At 54.2% G+C, this 21,870-nt stretch carries 17 protein-coding genes and 1 pseudogene; 7 read left to right on the top strand and 11 right to left on the bottom strand.

Going from position 1 to position 21,870, the window contains the following annotated elements:
• The 4 genes and pseudogenes from FDW88_RS22515 to FDW88_RS21390 form a co-directional block, all read left to right on the top strand.
• Positions 1 to 1,580: pseudogene (locus FDW88_RS22515) on the top strand (LLM class flavin-dependent oxidoreductase); the annotation flags it as partial.
• A 9-nt stretch (positions 1,581 to 1,589) separates the two neighbouring features.
• On the top strand, positions 1,590 to 2,099 hold the full coding sequence (locus FDW88_RS21400) for a GNAT family N-acetyltransferase (RefSeq protein ID WP_096757005.1): 510 nt from the start codon (positions 1,590 to 1,592) through the stop codon (positions 2,097 to 2,099).
• Positions 2,100 to 2,108: 9 nt separating this feature from the next.
• Entirely contained in the window at positions 2,109 to 3,035 is a 927-nt protein-coding gene (locus tag FDW88_RS21395; protein WP_117342809.1) for an amino acid ABC transporter permease, read from the top strand.
• Entirely contained in the window at positions 3,019 to 3,792 is a 774-nt protein-coding gene (locus FDW88_RS21390) for an amino acid ABC transporter ATP-binding protein (protein ID WP_137363325.1), read from the top strand. Before FDW88_RS21395 ends, FDW88_RS21390 begins: the two co-directional genes overlap by 17 nt.
• Before the next feature lie 139 nt (positions 3,793 to 3,931).
• Here FDW88_RS21390 and FDW88_RS21385 read toward each other — a convergent pair whose 3' ends face one another.
• On the bottom strand, positions 3,932 to 5,242 hold the full coding sequence (locus FDW88_RS21385; protein ID WP_135912025.1) for an MFS transporter: 1,311 nt from the start codon (positions 5,240 to 5,242) through the stop codon (positions 3,932 to 3,934).
• Positions 5,243 to 5,316: 74 nt separating this feature from the next.
• Positions 5,317 to 6,513, bottom strand: coding sequence for an L-talarate/galactarate dehydratase (locus FDW88_RS21380; protein ID WP_135912026.1), 1,197 nt, complete (start codon positions 6,511 to 6,513; stop codon positions 5,317 to 5,319).
• 388 nt (positions 6,514 to 6,901) lie between these two features.
• Here FDW88_RS21380 and FDW88_RS21375 point away from each other — a divergent pair, with 388 nt between their 5' ends.
• Positions 6,902 to 7,837, top strand: coding sequence for a LacI family DNA-binding transcriptional regulator (locus tag FDW88_RS21375; protein WP_371414760.1), 936 nt, complete (start codon positions 6,902 to 6,904; stop codon positions 7,835 to 7,837).
• Between the two features lie 22 nt (positions 7,838 to 7,859).
• On the top strand, positions 7,860 to 8,087 hold the full coding sequence (pptA, locus tag FDW88_RS21370; protein WP_096757011.1) for a tautomerase PptA: 228 nt from the start codon (positions 7,860 to 7,862) through the stop codon (positions 8,085 to 8,087).
• A 39-nt stretch (positions 8,088 to 8,126) separates the two neighbouring features.
• On the opposite strand, the gene FDW88_RS21365 is transcribed toward pptA, so the two are convergent.
• On the bottom strand, positions 8,127 to 10,103 hold the full coding sequence (locus tag FDW88_RS21365) for an alkyl/aryl-sulfatase (RefSeq protein ID WP_137363323.1): 1,977 nt from the start codon (positions 10,101 to 10,103) through the stop codon (positions 8,127 to 8,129).
• Between the two features lie 207 nt (positions 10,104 to 10,310).
• Positions 10,311 to 10,883, bottom strand: a complete 573-nt coding sequence (locus FDW88_RS21360) for a flavin reductase family protein (RefSeq protein WP_137363322.1) — start codon at positions 10,881 to 10,883, stop codon at positions 10,311 to 10,313.
• A 157-nt stretch (positions 10,884 to 11,040) separates the two neighbouring features.
• On the opposite strand from FDW88_RS21360, the gene nhoA reads away from it, so the two are divergent.
• A complete protein-coding gene (gene nhoA / locus FDW88_RS21355) occupies positions 11,041 to 11,886 on the top strand; it encodes an N-hydroxyarylamine O-acetyltransferase (RefSeq protein ID WP_137363321.1) in 846 nt (281 codons plus the stop codon).
• 51 nt (positions 11,887 to 11,937) lie between these two features.
• Here nhoA and FDW88_RS21350 read toward each other — a convergent pair whose 3' ends face one another.
• The 7 genes from FDW88_RS21350 to FDW88_RS21320 form a co-directional block, all read right to left on the bottom strand.
• Complete coding sequence (locus tag FDW88_RS21350; protein WP_137363320.1) at positions 11,938 to 12,834, bottom strand: PhzF family isomerase; 897 nt, start codon at positions 12,832 to 12,834, stop codon at positions 11,938 to 11,940.
• A 120-nt stretch (positions 12,835 to 12,954) separates the two neighbouring features.
• Entirely contained in the window at positions 12,955 to 13,635 is a 681-nt protein-coding gene (narI, locus tag FDW88_RS21345) for a respiratory nitrate reductase subunit gamma (protein ID WP_096757016.1), read from the bottom strand.
• A complete protein-coding gene (gene narW / locus FDW88_RS21340; RefSeq protein ID WP_137363319.1) occupies positions 13,632 to 14,327 on the bottom strand; it encodes a nitrate reductase molybdenum cofactor assembly chaperone in 696 nt (231 codons plus the stop codon). The genes narI and narW overlap by 4 nt, the downstream gene beginning before the upstream one ends.
• The gene (narH, locus tag FDW88_RS21335; protein ID WP_137363318.1) at positions 14,327 to 15,871 is read right to left on the bottom strand and encodes a nitrate reductase subunit beta; all 1,545 of its coding nucleotides are present in this window, start codon (positions 15,869 to 15,871) and stop codon (positions 14,327 to 14,329) included. The genes narW and narH overlap by 1 nt, the downstream gene beginning before the upstream one ends.
• The gene (locus FDW88_RS21330) at positions 15,868 to 19,608 is read right to left on the bottom strand and encodes a nitrate reductase subunit alpha (protein WP_137363317.1); all 3,741 of its coding nucleotides are present in this window, start codon (positions 19,606 to 19,608) and stop codon (positions 15,868 to 15,870) included. The genes narH and FDW88_RS21330 overlap by 4 nt, the downstream gene beginning before the upstream one ends.
• A gap of 55 nt (positions 19,609 to 19,663) precedes the next feature.
• Positions 19,664 to 21,049, bottom strand: coding sequence for a NarK family nitrate/nitrite MFS transporter (locus FDW88_RS21325; RefSeq protein ID WP_096757020.1), 1,386 nt, complete (start codon positions 21,047 to 21,049; stop codon positions 19,664 to 19,666).
• Positions 21,050 to 21,256: 207 nt separating this feature from the next.
• Complete coding sequence (locus FDW88_RS21320) at positions 21,257 to 21,835, bottom strand: TetR family transcriptional regulator (protein WP_137363316.1); 579 nt, start codon at positions 21,833 to 21,835, stop codon at positions 21,257 to 21,259.
• Positions 21,836 to 21,870: the final 35 nt, after the last annotated feature.

Raw genomic sequence — 21,870 nt, 5'->3', positions numbered from 1 at the left:
GCAAAAGTTCGATTTATTCAACAAAGCCCCATCAGGAATCACTGGCAGAGGCCAAAGCTTTTTATCAGGATGTGAAAAGCCAGTTGGAAATAGCGGGGCGGGGTGACGATGACCTGCATATTTTCCAGGGCATCAGCGTCATTGTGGGTGACAGCGAGCAGGATGCTGAACAGCAATATCAAACCACCGCAGCGCTGGTTTCCATTAACGACGCGCTGAATTACCTCGGCCGCTATTTTGAACATCACGATTTCGCGCAATATTCCCTTGATGCGCCGTTCCCGGATCTTGGCGATCTTGGGCAAAACAGTTTTCGCAGCACTACCGATGAAATCAAGCGTAATGCACGTGAGCGCGGGTTAACCCTGCGCCAGGCTGCGCTGGAAGCGGCCAGCCCACGCCCCCGCTTTAGCGGTACGCCGGAACAGGTGGCTGACGGCCTGCAGCAGTGGTTCGATGAGAGAGCCGCCGACGGATTTATCATTCAGGGCGGCACGCCGGACACCTTCCCACGCTTTGTTGAACAGGTGATCCCGTTACTTCAGGCGCGCGGTCTGTTCCGTCTTGACTACCCCGGCACGACTTTGCGTGCCAGCCTTGGCTTAGCGACACCTGCCAATCAATTCACACAATAAGAGACAAACACGATGCAGAAAAAATCATTACTTTTGGCGCTGTCTCTGGCTTTCAGCGCTTCCGTCTGGGCAAACGATGTCACCATCAACGGCACGGGTGTAAGCCTGGAGGCCAATAAAACGCCGATTAACACGGTTAAAAACGCGCAGGCGATCGCGCAGTTGCCCGCCAGGCTGCAGCTGGCCGTACCGGGTAAATTCACGGTGGCGATTGCCGGACTGAGCCAGCCGCCGCTGACGGTGTTTGCAGATGACAATAAAACGCTGATCGGCAGCGAGGCGGATATCGCCCGTCTGGTGGCCGACAGTCTGGGGCTGGAGTTGAACGTGGTGCCAACGTCATGGGAAGACTGGCCGTTGGGCGTAGCTTCCGGCAAATATGATGCTGCGATCAGCAATATTACCGTCACCAAAGCGCGCAAAGAAAAGTTCGACTTCGCCACGTATCGTAAAGATTCACTCGGTTTTTACGTCAAAACCGGCAGTAAGTTGACCAAAATTGAACAGGCAAAAGATATCGCCGGGCTGCGCATTATTGTCGGCTCTGGGACCAACCAGGAAGCCATTCTTCTGGCATGGAATGAAGAGAACCTGAAGAAAGGGTTACCGGCGTTTACGCCAGTCTATACCAAGGATGATGCCGCCCAGACGCTGGCGCTACAGTCAGGCCGCGCCGATGCCTATTTTGGCCCTAACGTTATCGGCGCGTGGAAAGCAGCGCTCAATGGAAAAACGCAACTCGTGGGTAGCGTCGACGGTGGTTGGCCAAAGGCCGCGCATATCGCCGTAACGCTGAAAAAAGACAGCGGGTTGGTGCAGCCGGTGCAAACCGCACTTAACGGTGTGATCGCCAACGGTGACTACGACAAAGTCTTGAATCGCTGGGGAGAGGGGGTGGAACGCATTCCACAATCTGAAATCAACCCGGCCGGTTTAGGCGACTAAGGAGGTAACGTGAGCGATCAATTCCGCGTGGTCTCGCCGGAGGCGGCAGAACTGCAGCCGATTCTGAACGGTCTGTTTGCTGAATATGCCGCGCGCTATGGCGATTATTTTTCCCGTGATGCTGAAGTTGAATTGACTGAATGGTATCTGGCGCCGCAGGGGATCTTTGTGGTGCTGGAGCGCGACGGCGAGATTATCGCCACCGGGGCCTACAAACCTTACGACAAAGACACGGCTGAGATTAAACGCATCTGGACCCAAAGCACCCTGCGTAAGCAGGGGCTGGCGGCGCGCGTGGTACAGGAACTGGAACGACGGGCGCTACTGGCGGGCTACAGCCGTATCTACCTGACGACAGGGTTTCGCCAACCGGAGGCCGTTCAGCTCTATTTGCGTCAGGGGTACGATCCACAATTTGATATTGCACGTAACCCGGAAGAGTACAGCCTGCCGCCATTTGACGGTCGGCTGCGCTTTACCAAACTGTTGACCATCGCAGGTCAGGCAAAAATTGCCTGAGGAGAAAAAATGAAAACGACGGAAACCATCAAAGTCGTCCCGGCACGCTATCCGATGCGCACGGCAGGTGCGATAGTCGCGCTGTTTGTGCTGGCGGTGATTATCCAGTCGGTGGCGTTTAATCCGCGTTGGGAGTGGGGCGTGTTTGCCCGCTGGTTCTTCGACCCGGTAATTTTGTCCGGTCTGGGGCAAACGCTGCTGCTGACCCTTATCGGCACACTGTTGAGTGTGGTGTTCGGTGGATTGCTGGCACTGGCACGTCTCTCATCATCGTGGCTGCTGAATAGCCTGGCCTGGGGATACATCTGGCTGTTTCGCTCGCTGCCGCTGATCGTGGTGCTGATAATCTTATACAATTTCTCGTATCTGTACGACACGCTGACGATTGGCATTCCTTTCACCCACGTTCAGTGGGGCAGCTTCGCGACCATCAATGTACTGGGTCAGTTTTCTACCGCGGTAGTGGGTTTGACGCTGGTGCAAAGCGCCTATACCGCCGAGATTATTCGTGGCGGATTTCTCGGTGTCGATCACGGCCAGTATGAGGCTGCGGCAGCGCTGGGTTTACCTGCCTGGCGACGCACGCTGCGCATTATCCTGCCGCAGGCGCTGCGCACCATTTTGCCTGCCGGCTTCAATGAAATTATTAGCCTGGCGAAAGGCACGGCGATGGTTTACGTGCTGGCGATGCCGGAGCTGTTTTACACCATCCAGATGATCTACAACCGTACCCAGGAGGTGATCCCGTTGCTGATGGTTGGGGCGGTGTGGTATCTGGCGATCACCAGCGTTCTGTCGCTGATTCAACACCTGGTTGAACGCGCGCTGGCCCGCAGCGAACGGCGCTCAGCCATCAATACCACCCGCGTCAGCCGCGCAGTTAAAGGTCGCCGTCAACTTACGCCTCAGGAGGTCGTCCATGTCCCACTCGCCTGAAGGCCATATTTCCATTACTGGCGTCAGCAAGTCCTTCGGCCGCCATAAAGCGCTGGATGACGTGTCGCTGGAGATCCCGCCTGGTACGGTAACGGTTATTCTCGGGCCATCGGGTTCGGGAAAATCCACGTTACTGCGGGCCATCAACCATCTGGAGCGCGTCGATGAAGGCTTCATTCAGATCGACGGCGACTATATAGGTTATCGCCGACAGGGAGACAAACTGTATGAACTGAAAGAGGCGGATATTCTGCGCCAGCGCATTAATGTGGGCTATGTGTTTCAGAACTTTAATCTCTTCCCGCACTTAACGGTACTGGAGAACCTGATTGAAGCGCCAGTGGCTCACGGACTCGCGTCACGGAAATCCGCTACCGAGCGGGCATTAACCCTGCTGGATGCGGTAGGCTTGCGGCATAAAGCCGATGCCTGGTCACGCCATTTATCTGGCGGGCAGCAGCAGCGTATCGCCATCGCTCGTGCGCTGGCGTTGAACCCGCGTGTGATGCTGTTTGATGAACCGACATCCGCGCTTGATCCTGAACTGGTGGGCGAAGTGCTGGATGTCATTAAAGGCCTGGCAAAGTCCGGTACCACGTTAGTGGTGGTGACGCACGAGATTGGTTTTGCCCGGGAGGTGGCGGATCAGGTGGTGTTTATGGTCGATGGTAAAATCGTCGAGCAGGGTAGCAGCGAGCAGGTACTGAATCATCCGCGTCATCCGCGCACACAGCAGTTTTTGTCGAAGGTGCTGTGAACCGGGGCGCGCTATGCGCCGCGGGAAAATGGCTAACCTCGATGCAGCGAGCGCTGAGCAAATCGTAGCCGTAAAAAAACGCTGTTCCGCAGGAGTGCAAGTCCCGGAACAGCGGGCGAAATATCGCCATACGGTTAAATCATGCGACGGACGGCGTCAGGGTAATACGATCCAACGGTCCGACGACAAACAGATACGAACACAGCCCAATCAGCCCCATCGAGCCGACGTATAAAATGGCGTAATCAAACGACTGGGTATTGGCAAGGATGACGCCGATAACCAGTGGGGTGATGATACTGGCCATGTTGCCGCACATATTGAACACACCTCCGGCAATGCCCAACACTTCTTTTGGTGAGGTATCGCTGAGTACGCACCAGCCCAGATTGCCAAAACCTTTGGCGAAAAATGCCAGGCTCATGGCGGCAATCACCACAAATTCTGAAGAGGTGTAGTTGGCGATAACAATCACGCAGGAAAGCAGCATCCCGCAGATGACCGGCAGCTTGCGGGCAACCGTCAGGCTGTAGCCGCGTTTCAATAACCAGTCAGAGAATACGCCACCTAACAATCCACCGATAAAACCGGCAATCGCAGGAATACTGGCGACAAACCCGACCTTGAGAATCGACATTCCCTTAGCCTGGTACAGATAAGTTGGAAACCAGGTCAGGAAGAACCAGGTAATGGATGTGACACAGAACTGCCCGATATAAACCCCGATCATCATCCTGTTGACGCAAACGCTTTTAATCTGCGCAAAGGTGATTTTTTGTGGTTCTTTCTTATTTCCCAACGATGGTTCGCCACCGCCATCACGAATGTAGTCAAGTTCCTGCTGGTTAACTTTCGGGTGATGCATCGGATCTCTGATCTTAACCAGCCAGAATATACCCAGAATAACGCCAATTGCCCCGATATAATAAAAGACAAAATGCCAGCTCAAATTATGCAATATGATGGTCATCAGCGGCGTAATAATGCCTAGCGAGATATATTGCGCTGCCTGATAAACCGAGGTGACAAACCCGCGCTCGTTATTAGGAAACCACTGTACACTCAGGCGACTGTTGGCGGGGAAGGCGGGGGCTTCGATAGCGCCCATCATCAGACGTAAGATAATCAATACGATCAGCGGACTGGCGTACAGATAAATGGTGCCCTGAAACATGGTCACCAGCGACCAGCCGATCAGCGCGCAGCCGTACACCAGGCGAGAGCCGTAGCGGTCCAGTAACCAGCCGCCTGGCAATTGCATAATGACGTATGAAATACCAAATGCAGAAAAGGCCAGCCCCATTGCTTCAGGGTCAAAACCCAACTCTTTACTCATAATCGGTGCGACAACGGATAACGTTGCACGATCGGCATAATTAAATACGGTGGCCAGAAACAGAAATATCAAAATACTGTAACGCACTTTAGTGCGCTTTATTATTGTGTTCATCACCCACTCCTGTTATTAGGTTTGAGAGCGTTTCTGTAGGGAAAGAGGGCGGGTATTATTCCCCGCCAGATACGTTAAGGGCGCTTGCCAAATTCACAGCTTAACTGCGTCCAGCGGCGTGCCTGTTCGCTAATACTGAATCCCAGACCATGGCGATCTGAAACCCACATCCGACCATCGCGCAGTTCCAGTTGTTCATTGAATAACGGGTTCAGCCATTCAAAATGTTCCAGCCACGGTTCAAGTGGGTAAGCGGCGGACAGATGCAGGTGCACTTCCATGGCAAAGTGCGGAGCCAGCTTGCGCCCGTGTTTTGCCGCCAGGTCCATAATTTTAAGGAATGGAGAAATACCGCCCACGCGTGGGGCGTCGGGCTGCACAAAATCACTGGCGTTGCCGAGGATCAACTGCTCGTGCTCGCGGAAACTGGTCAGCATTTCGCCGGTGGCAATCGGTGTATCAAGCGCAGCAGCCAGTTGAGCATGGCCTTCAATGTCATAGGCATCCAGCGGCTCTTCAATCCAGATCAGATTGAACTGTTCCATTTTGCGGCCCATGCGAATGGCGGTTTCCCGATCCCACTGCTGATTGGCGTCAACCATCAGCGGGAAGTCATCGCCCAGCGCTTCACGCACCGCGGTTAAGCGACGAATATCTTCGGCGCAGTTTGGCTGACCGACTTTCAGTTTGATGCCGCCAATGCCGTTTTCGCGGGAGATAACCACGTTTTTGAGCACCTGATCCAGCGGCGTATGCAGGAATCCTCCGGAGGTGTTATAGCATTGAACGGAGTCGCGATGTGCGCCCAGCAGTTTTGCCAGCGGCAGGCCCGCGCGCTTGGCCTTCATATCCCACAGGGCGATGTCGAGAGGGGAGATGGCCTGGACCGCCATCCCGCTGCGGCCAACGGAAGCGCCGGCCCACAGCAATTTGGTGTAGATCTTGTCTATATCGTTCGGATCTTCGCCAAGCAGATTATCGGCGATCTCTTTGGCATGCGCATAAATACCCTGACCGCCTGCGCGCTTCGAGTAGCTAAATCCCACCCCTTCAAATCCGTCACGGCTGCGGATCTCAGCGATGATAATGGCGACTTCAGTTAACGGTTTCTGGCGACCGGTGAGCACTTTAGCATCGCTGACTGGCGTTGCCAGCGGCAGAAAGGCCAGAGACAGTTTTACCCACTCAATACGGTCGCCTGTTTCAGCCGCTGTTTTTGCGTTGGCCGTTTTGGCATAAGTTACGGCATCGGAATTCGCACTTAGTGACATCTTGTTCTCTCCTGGTGGTTATAAAATGATTGCGCTAACATTTTTAATGATGGCGCAATCATTACGCCAGTAAATTGCTTCTGATTTGAACAATCGATCACAAATGCGGAGATAACAGGGGCTGTTTTTATAAACAGCATCACATTCCAACGCATTGTGTGAAAATGCACAAATCATTATGATGGCGCTAACATTTTACAAGGCGTTATTTCACTAAGCTGCTGTTTTCTCTGCGTTATGCACCAGGGATGCTGGCAATGGCCGAAATCATGATGAATAATGCACAAATCCATCGGCGATTTTTACAAAGGCATCAACCGTGAAAAATTCCAGACCTCCCCGCGCACCAACGTTGGAAGATGTTGCCCGCACCGCGGGATTATCGCCAATGACCGTAAGCAGGGCGCTGAATACCCCGCAAATGGTGCGCCCGAAAACAGTAGAAAAGGTGATGCAGGCCGTTCGCGCCACCGGATATATTCCCAACGCACTGGCGGGGGGGTTGGCCTCACGTCGCAGCAAACTGATTGCGGTAGTGGTCCCACAAATTAACAACAATATGTTTGTCGATACCATTCAGTCGCTGAGCGACAAACTGGCTGAACGTGGGTATCACATCTTGCTGTGCGTAGCTGGGTATACGCAGCAAACCGAAGCCGAGCTGGTAGCAACGCTGCTTTCTCGTCGACCGGACGGCGTGGTGCTCACGGGTATCCACCACACCGTTGAGCTGAAAAAAGTGATCCTCAACGCCGCCATTCCGGTGGTGGAAATCTGGGATTTGACGCCAACCCCCATCGATATGCTGGTGGGGTTCTCGCACGAAAAAGTCGGGCAGGCGGTGGCTGACTATCTCCTTGCAAAAGGTTATCGTCGCCCGGGCCTGTTATGGACCGCCGATCGCCGCGCAGGTCAGCGTAAACACGGACTCTGTGATGTGTTGAGTCGCCATGGCATTACCACGGTGCCGCAGGTGGATGTGCCGCTTCCGGCTTCGCTGGCGTTGGGACGCAGTGGCTTGACGCAGCTTTTTGCCGACAGCGAATTTGATGTGATTGTCTGTAGCTCGGATACCCTCGCGCAGGGGGCAATTATGGAGGCGGAAAGCCGTGGTTTGGCGGTACCACACGATTTAGCGGTGGTGGGCTTTGGCGATCTTGATTTTGCCGCTAGCAATCGCCCGGCAATTACCACCGTCAGCGTAGACCGACGCGCCATTGGACAGCGGGCCGCCTCGCTGCTCGCCGACAGAATTGAGCACATTCCTCGTGAAGACGATATTATCGATGTCGGATTTCATCTTATCGTACGCGAGTCCGCGTAAAGACAATAATAAGGAACCTGCTATGCCGCACGTTGATATTAAATGTTTTCCCCGCGATTTGAATGACGAACAAAAATCCGCGCTGGCGGCGGAGATTACCGAGGTGATCGTTCGCCATCTGCAAAGTAAAGACAGCTCGGTGAGCGTCGCGCTCAATGAGGTTGACCCAAAAGCCTGGCAGCAGGTGTGGGATAGGGAAATCGCACCGCACATGGATACGCTGATTAAAAAACCGGGTTACAGTATGTGAGAGAAAACGGGCGGATAATCCGCCCGTTGTACGTTATGTTTAAGGGGTAACGATATTGAACCAGAACTCGAATTTATCCATGTAGCCCAGCATAGAATCAAGTTTAGCGCCGTCACCGGTCACCTTCACATCGCCACTCTGTTCAGCCTGTTTCAGCGTCACTTCCTTAAGGATGATTTTGTTCAACGTGTCACGGTTGAGCGTGATAGTTGCGTCTGCGTCTTTGGCTTCAGAATTGGCGGTGTGGTTTAGCACGCCGTTTTCCAGCTCCAGCTTGTATTTACCGCCGTCGCTACCGAGGTCGATGTTGAATACTGATTTCGCGTCGCCCGCTTTCTGCCCGTTAATATGCACTGCCAGATAGTCAAAGAACATTTCTGGCGTCATCGCGCGGACGGTATCCGGGCTGGCGGTATTCGGGGTTGGCCCTTTGATCACGCCGTTACGCAACTCTTGTGCGCCGGTGAGGTAGAAGTTACGCCACGGTCCGGATTCAGCCTGGTAGCCTAATTGTTCCAGCGCATCGGCTTCCAGATTACGCGCGGCCTGGTTGTTCGGATCGGCAAACACCACTTTGCTCACGACCTGCGCCACCCAGCGGTAGTTACCCTGGTCATAGTCGGCTTTCGCTTTTTGCAAAATGGCATCGGCGCCGCCCATATAGTCGACGAATTTCTTCGCGGCTTCTTCCGGCGGTAATTCATCAAGCGTGGCCGGGTTGCCGTCAAACCAGCCGAGATACAGCACGTAGGTGGCTTTCACGTCGTGGCTAACAGAGCCATAGTAGCCCCGGTTGGCCCAGGTATGTGCCAGCGAGTCCGGCAGTTTAAAGTTCGCGGCGATCTCGTCACGGGTCAGACCTTCGTTGGCCATACGTAACGTTTGATCGTTGATGTAACGGTACAAGTCACGCTGGCTTTTCAGCAGTGTCATGACCTTGTCGTTACCCCAGGTTGGCCAGTGGTGCTGCGCCATCAGGATTTCAGCTTTGTCCCCCCAGCGCACAATCGCTTCGTTGATGTATTTTGACCACGGCAGCGGTTCACGGATTTTAGCGCCGCGCAGCGAGTAAGTGTTGTGCAGGGTATGGGTGACATCTTCGGCAGATTCAATCAGCTTTTTCTCTTCGATGTACCACAGCATTTCCGACGGGGCTTCAGAGCCTGGTGCCAACATGAAATCATAGGTCAGACCGTCGATAACTTCTTTTTGCCCATCTTTCTCAATGATATTGGTGGGTGCAATCAGAGTAACCGTGCCCGCAGAGGTGGTGGTGCCGAGTCCCGCGCCGACCTGGCCTTTGGCGTCCGGTTTTAGCAGGTTACCGTACATATAGCTGGCGCGACGGCTCATGACGTTACCGGCCATGATATTTTCTGCCACCGCGGCTTCCATAAAGCCAGCTGGCGCATAAATCTTCACCTTGCCCGCTTTCACGTCGGCTTCATCAACAACGCCGCGTACGCCGCCATAATGGTCAACGTGGCTGTGGGTGTAAATTACCGCTACAACCGGTTTGTTACCCCGGTTTTTAAAGTAAAGATCCATCCCTACTTTAGCTGTTTCAGCAGAGACCAGCGGATCAACCACGGTGATGCCTTCTTTACCTTCGATAATCGTCATGTTCGACAAATCGAGGTTACGGATCTGGTAGACGCCATCCGTTACTTCAAACAGTCCGCTGATGTTGATTAGCTGAGCCTGTCGCCACAGGCTTGGGTTAACCGAATCCGGTGATTTATCACCTTCTTTAATAAAGGCGTACTGTTGCGGGTTCCAGACCACGTTACCTTGCTCACCTTTAATCACCTCCTGAGGAATCGGGGCGATAAAGCCTTTATGGGCGTCAGTAAAGTCGGTGTTATCAGAGAAGGGCAGTTGATTGTATAGCGCATTGTTGGCCTGTTGCGTGGCGGCAGTGGCGTCTTTTGGCGCTTCAGCAGCCATAACTGGGACGGCAAACGATGTTAATAACCCAGCCAGGAGTAAACTTTGTGCGATTCTATTAAGTTGCATCGTAAATCCTCTCAGAGACTTCAGGACGTGCGGTGTCTACGGATAGCGTTTTGGTTAAATATTTGAATTAGAGCAAACTTAACTATAATTCACATGAATGAATCGGCAAGGTCACGGTGGCTGTTTTATCCAATTGTTTTTTTTGGAAGTTTTAAGAAAAAGTAGAATAAAAAAACGTGGATGACAGGGGGCTGTCATCCGTTCCGATCACTCACCTGCAGTAATGCGTTTTCCGCTGGTGATAAAGGTGCCCGCACCGAGATGATGCAGGGTGTTGAGTTTGTCATCATCGAACTGCCAGCGTCCGTCGACAAAGACGCGATCGTCCGCTGCAGCGGAAACAACCTGGCCGAACAGGGTGTCATACTTCTCTTGCGCAGATGTTGCAGGCAGCAGGCGACACTCCATCCACGCCAGGCATTTAGCCTCTATCAGCGGTAAGCCCAGCACCGGACCTTTGACTACCGGAATGCCGTAGCAGTTAAATTTATCTTCCACGCGACCAGAAACGCTGCCCACCGCGTAGGTCCAGTTAGTTGCCGCCACGCCGGGAATGACAATGCCAAACATGCCGTTACGTTCAATGAGTTCACGCGACCAGGCGGTCTTATCCACCACAATGGCAATACGCGGCGGGTCAAACTCAACGGGCATGGACCACGCCGCCGCCATCACATTTCGCCGCTGCGTATTTTCATCACGACTGGTTATCAAGACCGTTGGACCGTGATTTAACAGTCGGCTGGCATGGTGTAATTCAACCGGACGGAAATGACTCATGGTGGATCCTCAGTTGAGTGGATAGTGCACACAATTAATATAGATATTAACGGGATTAGCGATTTTGTCGCCCGGCATACGGCGGGAGCGCACAAAATCGACGGCTGAAAATGAAAAATGCGTTATAAGTACAACATTCAACGCACAGGGATCCGGTATGACGCCTTTTTTAACCGCTTATTTTTCCCGTATTGGCTGGTCAGGTACGGCTAACGTCAACATTGACACTTTGCAGGCGCTGCATTTACTGCACAACGGTGCGATTCCGTTTGAAAATCTCGATGTGCTGCTGCCGCGAGAAATGCAGCTCGACGAGCAGTCGCTGGAAGAGAAACTGGTGGGCGCGCGTCGCGGCGGCTATTGCTTTGAGCAGAATGGGGTATTTGAGCGTGCGCTGCGGGAGATTGGCTTTACCGTGCGCAGTTTACTTGGGCGGGTGGTGCTGGCAAATCCGCCCAGCTTGCCGCCGCGCACGCATCGACTGTTACTGGTCGAATTGCAAGGTGAAGCGTGGATTGCCGATGTTGGTTTTGGCGGACAAACGCTAACCGCGCCGATTCGTCTGCAGGCCGACATTGAACAGCAGACACCGCACGGTGAATATCGGCTGATTCGGGAAGACGAGGACTGGATCCTGCAGTTCCGTCATCATGAGCACTGGCAATCGATGTACCACTTCGATCTGGTCACTCAGCATCAGAGCGATCATCTGATAGGTAACTTCTGGTCCGCGCATTGGCCACAGTCGCATTTTCGCCATCACTTGCTGATGTGTCGTCATCTGCCAGACGGCGGTAAGCTGACCCTGACCAACTTCCATTTTACGCACTATGAAGCGGGCCATGCGGTAGAGCAGATTAACTTACCTGACGTCGCGAGCCTGTATGCCCTGTTACAGGACCGCTTTGGTCTGGGAGTTGATGATGCCAAACACGGCTTTACCGAGGCGGAACTGGCAACGGTGATGGCGGCGTTTGATACGCATCCGGAGGCGGGTAAATAGGGTGATGATTTGCCGGATAGCGACGCGATGCGTCTTATCCGGCCTACCGACTCAATTAAAATCTATCGCCCATTCGGCATGAAACAGGATCACCGCCGCACCGGTAATCGTCACTTTTTGCGGCTGATTGTCCTGGATTGCCACCGTCACCTCGACAATGCCGTCGCGTCCCAGCGCACGGCCTTGATGCCCCTGAACATGCAAGATTTTTCCGTCATGAGCCATTAGGTTGTGGTGCACCAGCCATGCGCCCATTGGACCATTGGCATTGCCGGTGACCGGATCCTCCACAATGCCAATCGCCGGTGAAAACATCCGACCATCAGTGGCATTTTCCCCTGGTCGAATCTGAAACGGGAAGAAGCCGTTGCAGCCAATGTGCTGGCTGATCGCGATTAATGCCGACTGGTCCGGGGACAGGGCGTCGAGGTCGACCTCCGGTTTCAACGGGATCATCACTTTCGAATGTCCGGTCGAGGCAATCTGGAGCGGCAGTCCCGGCAGTATATCGTCTTCGGTCAGATGCAGGGCGGCGATGATGGCTGCACGCGTGGGTCCCTCCAGCGGCGGCTCAAAAGTCGGCGTACCCTGTTCCAGACTGATGCGATAGCCGTTATCTTCAGCATGAATATCAACGCGGTAACGCCCGGCCAACGACGTTTGCCAGATGGTCGTAGTGCCCAGTCCAAGCACGCTGGCGCGAACATAGTGTGCGGCGACGGTGGCGTGCCCACAGATAGGTACTTCGACCGTTGGCGTGAAATAGCGAATACGCACGTCACTGTCGTCGCTGGTGAGCAGAAAAGCGGTTTCAGAATGACGCAGTTCACGCGCAATCAGCTGCATCTGCGCCTCACTCAGTCCGTCAGCATGCAGCACAACGCCTGCGGAATTGCCGCGAAATGGGTGTGGAGTAAAGGCATCGACGTGGTAAACCTGTGGTTTCATTGGCGTTCTCCCTGGAGTGGAGAAGCATCATAACGTGCAAAATGCTGGATGGCGACGCCCTGCGTCTTATCCGGCCTACGGAATCTCCCTGTAGGCCGGATTTGGCAATACAACGCGAATTTATCGGCGAGAACGGACGATCTGGTTACGACGGGTGAAATATTCGACCGGCGCGCTCCACACGTGGACCAGACGGGTGAACGGGAACAGCAGGAAGATGGTCATCCCCAGAACCAGATGGACGCGGAAAATTAGCGCCACGCCATCCAGATGCGCAGACGCGCCGCCCTGGAAGGTCACCACCGACTGCGCCCAGCCCACCAGTTTCAGCATTTCACTGCCGTCCGGATGTTGTGCTGAGAACGGAATGGTGGTCAGACCGAGGATACACTGAACCAGCAGAACACACAGGATCAGAATATCAGCGGTAGAGGATGTCGCGCGAATTCGCGAATTCGTCAGACGACGAACCAGCAAACCCGCGCCGCCGACCAGCGTCAGCACGCCGCAAATCCCGCCCGCAATCATCGCCATTTGCTGCTTCACTGCGATAGGCAGGAACCAGGCGTACATCCAGTGCGGGGTTAACATGCCAAACAGATGGCCGAAGAAAATCCCCAAAATGCCGATGTGAAACAGGTTTGACCACAACACCATGCCGCGTTTGTCCAGCATCTGACTGGAGGAGGCGCGCCAGGTGTACTGGCCGTAGTCGTAGCGTAGCCAGCTGCCGAGGATAAACACTGTCCCGCACAGATACGGGTAGATGTCGTAAAAAAAGACGTTCAGGTACTGTATCATTTCGGGCCTCCCGAGCTGACGTCAACATACTGTGGCGCCACGTCCTGGCTAAAGCGCCGTTGGTAGCTTTGCAACGGTGAACTGTCACAGGCGGTGGCGTTATCCTCAATGAACTTCACCTGTTCCTCTTCCCATACAGCGTCGAGCGCCTGTCGGGTATCGTCACGGGTTTCTGCGCCGACCTGTTTCGTGACACTGTCACTTGAAAGCGGACTGCCCGCCAGCATGAGAAGGGCGTCAAACAGCTGATACCATGGGGTATCACGCTGCTTTAAGCGCCCGCCAAGCAGCGCCAGGATCGGCGCGACATTTTGCAATCCCTCTTTAGCCTCTGCCTCCGGCAGCACGCTCAAATACTCCAGATACAGCGGCAGGTGATCAGGCAGCTCACGGCAGGCGAGCTGTAACCCGACCTTTTCGTACTGTGCCAGCAGGTCGACCATTGCCTGACCGCGATCGCGTGATTCTGCATGAACATGTTCAAACAGCAGCAGCGAGGTGGCGCGCCCCCGGTCAAACACCTCGCACCATTCGGCTTGCTTATCCAGCAGCGGGGCATTTAACAGTTCTCGGGTGAATTCGCTCAGCATCGGTGCATCACTGGCGACCAGCGCCAGCGCATCGTCCTTACATTCCCACAGCAATTCATCCGGATACTCCATCAACAGCCCGATAACCTTGAGGATCTGCATTATTCACCCTCCGCTTTATCGCGCACTTCGGTGATGTCGATAGCATCAATGCGGCTGCTGTTGAACAGGTTGAATTTGGTATCTGAACCGTGGCAGCCATCGCCGAAGGTAAAGCCGCAGCCGTTTTTCTCCGGGAAGGCATCACGGGCCATTTCGCGGTGGCTGGTCGGGATCACGAAGCGGTCTTCGTAGTTGGCAATCGCCAGATAGCGATACATCTCTTCGACCTGCTCCACGCTCAACCCGACTTCGTCGATAGCGCGGGTATCGGTGACACCTTCAACGGTTTGCGAGCGCATGTAGTGGCGCATCGCCATCATACGTTTTAGCGCGCGCAGCACCGGGCCGGTATCGCCCACGCTGAGCATGTTGGCGAGGTATTGCACTGGAATACGCAGCGATTCTACCGCGGGCAGGATATTGCCATTGTGCGGCAGGCCACCGGCGTCGGCGATCGACTGAATCGGTGACAACGGCGGCACATACCAGACCATTGGTAGGGTGCGATACTCCGGATGCAGCGGCAGAGCCAGCTTCCAGTCCATTGCCATTTTGTAGACCGGCGAGCGCTGGGCGGCGTCAATCACGTTTTGCGGAATACCCTGTTTCAGCGCTTCTTCAATGACCGCTGGATCGTTCGGGTTGAGGAACACGTCGCACTGGCGCTCGTAGAGATCGGTTTCATGCTCGGTGCTGGCCGCTTCTTCAATGCGGTCGGCGTCGTACAGCAGGACGCCGAGATAGCGAATGCGGCCGACGCAGGTTTCTGAACACACCGTCGGCTGGCCGGATTCAATGCGCGGATAGCAGAAAATACATTTTTCCGACTTGCCGCTCTTCCAGTTAAAGTAGATTTTCTTATACGGGCAACCGCTGATACACAAACGCCAGCCGCGGCATTTATCCTGGTCGATCAACACAATGCCGTCTTCTTCACGCTTGTAGATGGCACCGCTCGGGCAGGTCGCCACACAGCTCGGGTTCAGGCAGTGTTCACACAGGCGCGGCAGATACATCATGAAGGTGTTTTCGAACTGGCCGTACATCTCCTTTTGCATCTTCTCGAAGTTACGATCGCGTGCGCGCTTAGAAAACTCGCCGCCGAGCAGTTCTTCCCAGTTTGGCCCCCAGATAATCTTGTCCATCCGTTTGCCATCAATCAGCGAACGCGGACGGGCGGTGGGCTGATGTTTGCCTTCCGGTGCGCTATGCAGATGCTGGTAATCGTAGGTGAACGGCTCGTAGTAATCATCGATTTGCGGGATCACCGGGTTGGCAAAAATTTTGGTGATCACGCCCATCTTGCCGCCCAGGCGCGGTCTGATTTTACCGTTAACGTCGCGGATCCAGCCGCCTTGCCACTCTTCCTGATCTTCCCAGTTTTTGGGGTAACCAATCCCCGGTTTGGTTTCGACGTTGTTAAACCATGCGTATTCCATACCTTCACGTCCGGTCCAGACGTTTTTACAGGTGACGGAGCAGGTGTGGCAGCCGATGCACTTATCCAGATTAAGAACCATGCCTACCTGTGAGCGTATTTTCATTTTTTCGCCTCCTGTACCTGATCGCGACCTTCATCATCCAGCCAGTCAATATTTTTCATTTTTCTAATCATGATGAACTCATCGCGGTTAGAGCCGACGGTGCCGTAGTAGTTAAAGCTGTAGGACAGCTGTGCATAGCCGCCGATCATGTGCGTCGGTTTCGGACACACGCGGGTCACTGAGTTGTGAATACCACCTCGCATGCCGGTAACTTCAGAACCGGGGATATTCATGATTCGCTCCTGCGCGTGATACATCATGGTCATTCCCGGCGGTACACGCTGGCTGACCACCGCACGGGCGGTCAACGCGCCGTTGGCATTGAAGGCTTCGATCCAGTCGTTATCCTCGATCCCCAGCTCTTTGGCGTCGGTTTCACTGATCCAGACAATCGGCCCGCCGCGCGACAGCGTCAGCATCAGCAGGTTTTCGCTGTACGTGGAGTGGATGCCCCATTTCTGGTGCGGCGTCAGGAAATTCAGCGCTTTTTCCGGGAAGCCGTTCGGTGGAACCTCACGCATTTCCGTCACGCTACGGGTATCGATTGGCGGTCGATAAGCCACCAGGCTTTCGCCAAAGGCACGCATCCACGCGTGATCCTGATACAACTGCTGGCGACCGGACAGGGTGCGCCATGGGATCAGTTCGTGTACGTTGGTATAGCCGGCGTTGTAGGAGACATGCTCGCTTTCAAGACCCGACCAGGTGGGGCTGGAGATGATTTTGCGCGGCTGTGCCTGAATATCGCGAAAACGAATCTTCTCGTCTTCTTTGTTCAGAGCCAGATGCGTGTGATCACGCCCGGTCATCGCCCCCAGGGCTTGCCAGGCTTTCACCGCCACCTGACCGTTGGTTTCCGGTGCCAGCGCGAGGATCACTTCAGACGCGTCCAACGCGGTGTCGATCAGCGGTCGGCCTTTCGCCGGGCCTTCTCGCTTGGTGTAGTTCAGCTTACCGAGGAAATCGACTTCAGCCTGGGTGTTCCACGAAATGCCTTTCCCGCCGTTACCCAGTTTATCCATTAGCGGACCGAGCGAGGTAAAGCGTTCGTAAGTGGCAGGGTAGTCGCGTTCGACAACCGTAATATTGGGCGCCGTTTTACCGGCAATGAGGTCACATTCACCCTTGCGCCAGTCCTGAATATCAAACGGCTGCGACAGCTCTGCCGGAGAGTCATGCTGGAGCGGTTGCAGCACCACATCGGTTTCCTGACCCAGATGCCCCACGCAGACCTCGGAGAACACTTTGGCAATGCCCTTGTAAATCTCCCAGTCGCTTTTGGACTCCCAGGCTGGGTCAACCGCCGCAGACAGGGGGTGAATAAACGGATGCATATCCGAGGTATTCATGTCGTCTTTTTCATACCAGGTGGCGGTCGGCAACACGATATCGGAGAACAGGCAGGTGCTGGACATACGGAAATCAAGCGTCACCAGCAGGTCAAGCTTGCCTTCGATGGCCGCCGTTTGCCATTCCACCTCTTCAGGTTTAATACCCTCGCTTTCGCCCAGCGCTTCACCCTGAATACCGCTTTCGGTACCCAGCAAATATTTGAGCATGTATTCATGCCCTTTGCCGGAGGAGCCAAGCAGGTTCGAACGCCAGACAAACAGGTTACGCGGGTGGTTACTGCCGTTGTCCGGTTGCTCACAGGCCATGCGGATATCACCGGACTTCAGCGCCTGCGCGGTGTATTCCGCTGGAGATAATCCAGCCTGTTCCGCTCGGGCTTTAACGGTTAATGGGTTCAGGTTGAGCTGTGGGGCAGAAGGCAGCCAGCCCATACGCTCGGCACGGACGTTGAAATCGATCAGATGTCCGGTAAATTTCGACGCGTCAGCCAGCGGAGAGAGCAACTCCTGGGCGGTGACTTTTTCATAGCGCCACTGGCTGGAATGGTTGTAGAAAAACGAGGTGCTGTTCATCTGACGCGGAGGGCGGTTCCAGTCCAGCGCAAAGGCCAACGGTAACCAGCCGGTCTGCGGGCGCAGTTTTTCCTGTCCTACATAGTGCGCCCAGCCGCCGCCGCTTTGACCGACACAGCCACAGAACACCAGGATGTTAATCATCCCACGGTAGTTCATGTCCATGTGGTACCAGTGGTTGACGCCTGCCCCGAGGATGATCATCGAACGACCATGGGTTTTGTGCGCGGTATCGGCAAATTCACGGGCAATTTGTTCGATATGACGGCGAGGCACACCGGTGATTTGTTCGCCCCAGGCCGGGGTGTAGGCTTTAATCTCACTGTAATCACGGGCCGCGAGGTCATCATCAAGTCCGCGATCGAGCCCGTAGTTCGCCAGGACTAAATCGTACACGCTGACCACCGGACAACGGCGGCCATCAGCGAGGGTAAGGTGCTTAACCGGTAGTTTACGCACCAGCACCGGCTCCTGCTTCACGCTGCGAAAATGCGGATTTTCGTTACCACCAAAATAGGGGAACGCCACACCCGCCACCTCATCATGCTGGCCGAGTAACGACAGGGACAGTTCTGTTTCCGTGCCGGCAGCCAGCGACTCGAGGTTCCATTTGCCTTTTTCGCCCCAGCGAAAACCAATAGAACCATTCGGTACCACCAGTTCACCGGCGTTGTTGAAGGCCACGGTTTTCCATTCAGGGTTATTACTTTCACCCAGTCCGTCGACGAGGTCCGAGGCGCGCATCATCCGTCCTGGTACAAAGCTACCGTCTTCCCGGGCATCTAGCAGCACCAGCATCGGCATATCGGTATAACGCCGGCAATAGTTGATGAAGTAGTCGCTGGGCTTATCAAGGTGGAACTCTTTGAGGATAACGTGACCCATGGCCATCGCCAGCGCGCTGTCAGTGCCTTGCTTCGGTGCCAGCCACTGATCGCACAGCTTGGCAACTTCCGAGTAGTCCGGCGTAATGGCGATGGTCTTGGTGCCTTTATAGCGGACTTCGGTAAAGAAGTGAGCATCTGGCGTACGGGTCTGTGGAACGTTAGATCCCCAGGCAATGATATAGCTGGAGTTATACCAGTCGGCGGATTCCGGCACGTCAGTCTGCTCACCCCAGGTCATAGGCGAGGCCGGAGGCAAGTCACAGTACCAGTCATAGAAGCTCAGGCAGGTGCCGCCGAGCAGCGACAGATAGCGTGTCCCCGCTGCGTAGGAGACCATCGACATGGCAGGGATGGGGGAGAATCCGGCTACGCGATCCGGGCCGTAGGTTTTCACCGTCCAGACGTTAGCTGCGGCGATCAGTTGATTTAATTCTTTCCAGTTGGAACGGATAAATCCGCCACGTCCGCGTACCTGTTTGTAGCTCTGGCACTTTTGCGGATCGTGCATAATGGATTCCCACGCCAGTACCGGGTCGGGCTGGCGGGAAAGGGCGTCGCGCCACAGTTCGACCAGGCGTTTACGCACCAGCGGGTATTTCAGGCGGTTGGCGCTGTAAAGATACCAGGAATAGCTGGCACCGCGCGGGCATCCGCGAGGTTCATGGTTGGGCAGGTCCGGGCGGGTGCGTGGATAGTCAGTTTGCTGGGTTTCCCAGGTGACCAGGCCGTTTTTAACGTAGATTTTCCAACTGCATGAGCCGGTACAGTTGACGCCGTGGGTCGAGCGGACAATTTTATCAAACTGCCAGCGTTGGCGATAGCTGTCTTCCCAATCCCTATTGGTGTGCATGACTTGCCCGTGCCCGTCGGCAAACGTATCGCCCTTTTGTTTAAAGTAACGAAAGCGATCCAACAGTTTACTCATGACATTTCTCCTGCTCCTAATGGACACTGCCTACGATCTGCAGGCCAAATAGTTGTTATTTTTTTTGTGATTTGCGGCCATAGACCAGCCAGGTCACCAGCACGCAGACGATGTAAAACACTAAAAATATTTTCATGGCGCCCACTGGTGATCCAGTCAGCGCCAGCGAGGTACCGAAGGCTTTCGGAATAAAGAAACCACCCACTGCGCCAATGGCCGAGATAAAACCAAGGGCCGCTGCGGTGTCGGTTACTGCTTCGCGCTGGGCCTGTTCTTCCGTACCACCGTGCAATTTCACGCGGTAAATGGTTATTTTGCGAAAGATCACCGCAATCATCTGGAAAGTTGAGCCGCTGCCCAGACCGGCGGTCAGGAACAGTCCCATAAACACCAGGTAGAAGGCGGTGAAGTTTCCAGAACCCGAACCCGGCAAGGTGAGGAACAGCAGGCCGCTAAACAGTGCCATAAACATAAAGTTGATTAACGTCACCCGCACACCGCCAAACTTGTCCGAGATAACGCCGCCCGCAGAGCGCGCCAGTGCGCCGATAAACGGCCCAAAGAACGCCAGCTGCAGAATATTCACGTCAGGAAACTGGGTTTTGGCCAGCATGGCAAACCCGGCGGAAAAACCGATAAATGAACCGAAGGTGGCGAGATACAACAGGCTTAACAGCCACAGATGAAAACGCTTCAGTACCGGCAGCTGTGAGGCGATAGAGGCTTTGGAACTGGCGATATCGTTCATGCCGATGCCCGCTGCCAGAGTGGAGAGCAGCAGCAACGGCACCCAAATCCAGGCGGCGTTGGTCAATGACAGTAACGAACCATCAGGTTGCGGCACGCCCTGGACGCCGAGGAAGGTAAAAATAGGCAGAAAAATCACCAGTGGAGCGATCAATTGCATCACGCTGACGCCCAGATTGCCGAGACCGCCGTTAACGCCGAGTGCGCTGCCTTGCTTCGCTTTCGGGAAGAAGAAGCTGATATTGCCCATGCTGGAGGCAAAGTTGGCGCCAGCAAAACCACACATCAGCGCAATAACGATAAATACGCCAAACGGAGTAGCTGTATTTTGCACTGCAAATCCGAGCCACAGGCACGGGATAACAAGAATCGCAGTGCTAAAAACCGTCCAGCGGCGGCCGCCAAATATAGGCACCATAAAGGAGTAGGGGACGCGTAATATTGCACCAGAAAGGGACGGTAATGCGGTTAATAAAAAAAGTTGATCGGTGGTGAAATTAAAACCAATTTTATTTAAGTTTACTGCTACGGCGCTAAATAGCATCCAGACACAGAACGCAAGAAGGAGACAACTGACTGATATCCAGAGGTTTCTTCGGGCAATATGCTTACCTTTATTTTCCCAAAAGGCGGCATTTTCTGGTTTCCAGTCGGTTAAAAGATAACGATTATTTTTCTCATTTGAAGGTGACATATTATCCTCACATGCGCACGTCGTTCAAGAAATAAACGCATACAGAGCCGTACTGGCCCTGATTAGAAATTATTGAAAAGCGTTAAGAATATTGAATGAAAGGATAGATAAAAAAGCGCAATAGTGCGGAGTGAGTGGAGAATTAAGCGTTGCTTATGTGTTACTAATTGTAAATATAAAAGATACATTATTAATGTATCAATAACATTAACTAAACAGCTCCAGACGAATCATTCGATCCAGATGCCGTGTAAAGGCCGGATCCGCCATTTCTGACATCCCCAGCGCATACATACCGTCGAGGCCACACACGAGACCGATCAAGCGCCAGGCGACGTCGGCGGCATCCTGTTCGGCCAAAAACTCACCTTCTTGCTGGCCGCGAAGAATGATCGCCGTTGTTTCTTCATGCCACATGCGCATGGTCAGTAGGTAGGCGCTTTTGATTTCGGGGTCTTTGTCAGCCAGGATCTGCGCTTCTCGCCAGAGTTTAATGTACGGCTCAAACCCGCCGTCATCACTGCCAAGCATAGCGTGGAGTTGCTCGCGGAAGGTCGCACCTTCGCTGACCTGTTCCGCATCAAGCAGGGTACGAATCAGACGAACAAACGCCAGAGACTTAAGCTCACCGGCTGACGTGAAATGGTGATGCAGTTGGCCGGTCGCCACTTTCGCCTCGGTTGCAATGCGTCGTATCGTCATGGCGCTAAACCCTTCTTCCAGCGCGACGCGCATTGCCGCCTGCAGGATCACTTCCCGACGTTCATCCCGATTCAAATAACTCATACATCCCCCTCTACCTACGTTGAAAGCAGTCTAAC

It is taken from the genome of Citrobacter sp. wls829 (assembly GCF_005280825.1).
Lineage (GTDB): Bacteria > Pseudomonadota > Gammaproteobacteria > Enterobacterales > Enterobacteriaceae > Citrobacter > Citrobacter gillenii.
This window is presented reverse-complemented; position numbering and strand designations above follow the sequence as displayed.

Bases quoted from the DNA above. Each gene is read 5' to 3' on its own strand.
- FDW88_RS21385 (WP_135912025.1), bottom strand. From the start codon at position 5,242: ATGAACACAATAATAAAGCGCACTAAAGTGCGTTACAGTATTTTGATA.
- FDW88_RS21330 (WP_137363317.1), bottom strand. From the start codon at position 19,608: ATGAGTAAACTGTTGGATCGCTTTCGTTACTTTAAACAAAAGGGCGAT.
- narI (WP_096757016.1), bottom strand. From the start codon at position 13,635: ATGATACAGTACCTGAACGTCTTTTTTTACGACATCTACCCGTATCTG.
- FDW88_RS21380 (WP_135912026.1), bottom strand. From the start codon at position 6,513: ATGTCACTAAGTGCGAATTCCGATGCCGTAACTTATGCCAAAACGGCC.
- FDW88_RS21390 (WP_137363325.1), top strand. From the start codon at position 3,019: ATGTCCCACTCGCCTGAAGGCCATATTTCCATTACTGGCGTCAGCAAG.
- nhoA (WP_137363321.1), top strand. From the start codon at position 11,041: ATGACGCCTTTTTTAACCGCTTATTTTTCCCGTATTGGCTGGTCAGGT.
- FDW88_RS21350 (WP_137363320.1), bottom strand. From the start codon at position 12,834: ATGAAACCACAGGTTTACCACGTCGATGCCTTTACTCCACACCCATTT.
- narW (WP_137363319.1), bottom strand. From the start codon at position 14,327: ATGCAGATCCTCAAGGTTATCGGGCTGTTGATGGAGTATCCGGATGAA.
- pptA (WP_096757011.1), top strand. From the start codon at position 7,860: ATGCCGCACGTTGATATTAAATGTTTTCCCCGCGATTTGAATGACGAA.
- FDW88_RS21360 (WP_137363322.1), bottom strand. From the start codon at position 10,883: ATGAGTCATTTCCGTCCGGTTGAATTACACCATGCCAGCCGACTGTTA.
- FDW88_RS21365 (WP_137363323.1), bottom strand. From the start codon at position 10,103: ATGCAACTTAATAGAATCGCACAAAGTTTACTCCTGGCTGGGTTATTA.
- FDW88_RS21375 (WP_371414760.1), top strand. From the start codon at position 6,902: ATGACCGTAAGCAGGGCGCTGAATACCCCGCAAATGGTGCGCCCGAAA.
- FDW88_RS21325 (WP_096757020.1), bottom strand. From the start codon at position 21,049: ATGTCACCTTCAAATGAGAAAAATAATCGTTATCTTTTAACCGACTGG.
- FDW88_RS21395 (WP_117342809.1), top strand. From the start codon at position 2,109: ATGAAAACGACGGAAACCATCAAAGTCGTCCCGGCACGCTATCCGATG.
- FDW88_RS21320 (WP_137363316.1), bottom strand. From the start codon at position 21,835: ATGAGTTATTTGAATCGGGATGAACGTCGGGAAGTGATCCTGCAGGCG.
- narH (WP_137363318.1), bottom strand. From the start codon at position 15,871: ATGAAAATACGCTCACAGGTAGGCATGGTTCTTAATCTGGATAAGTGC.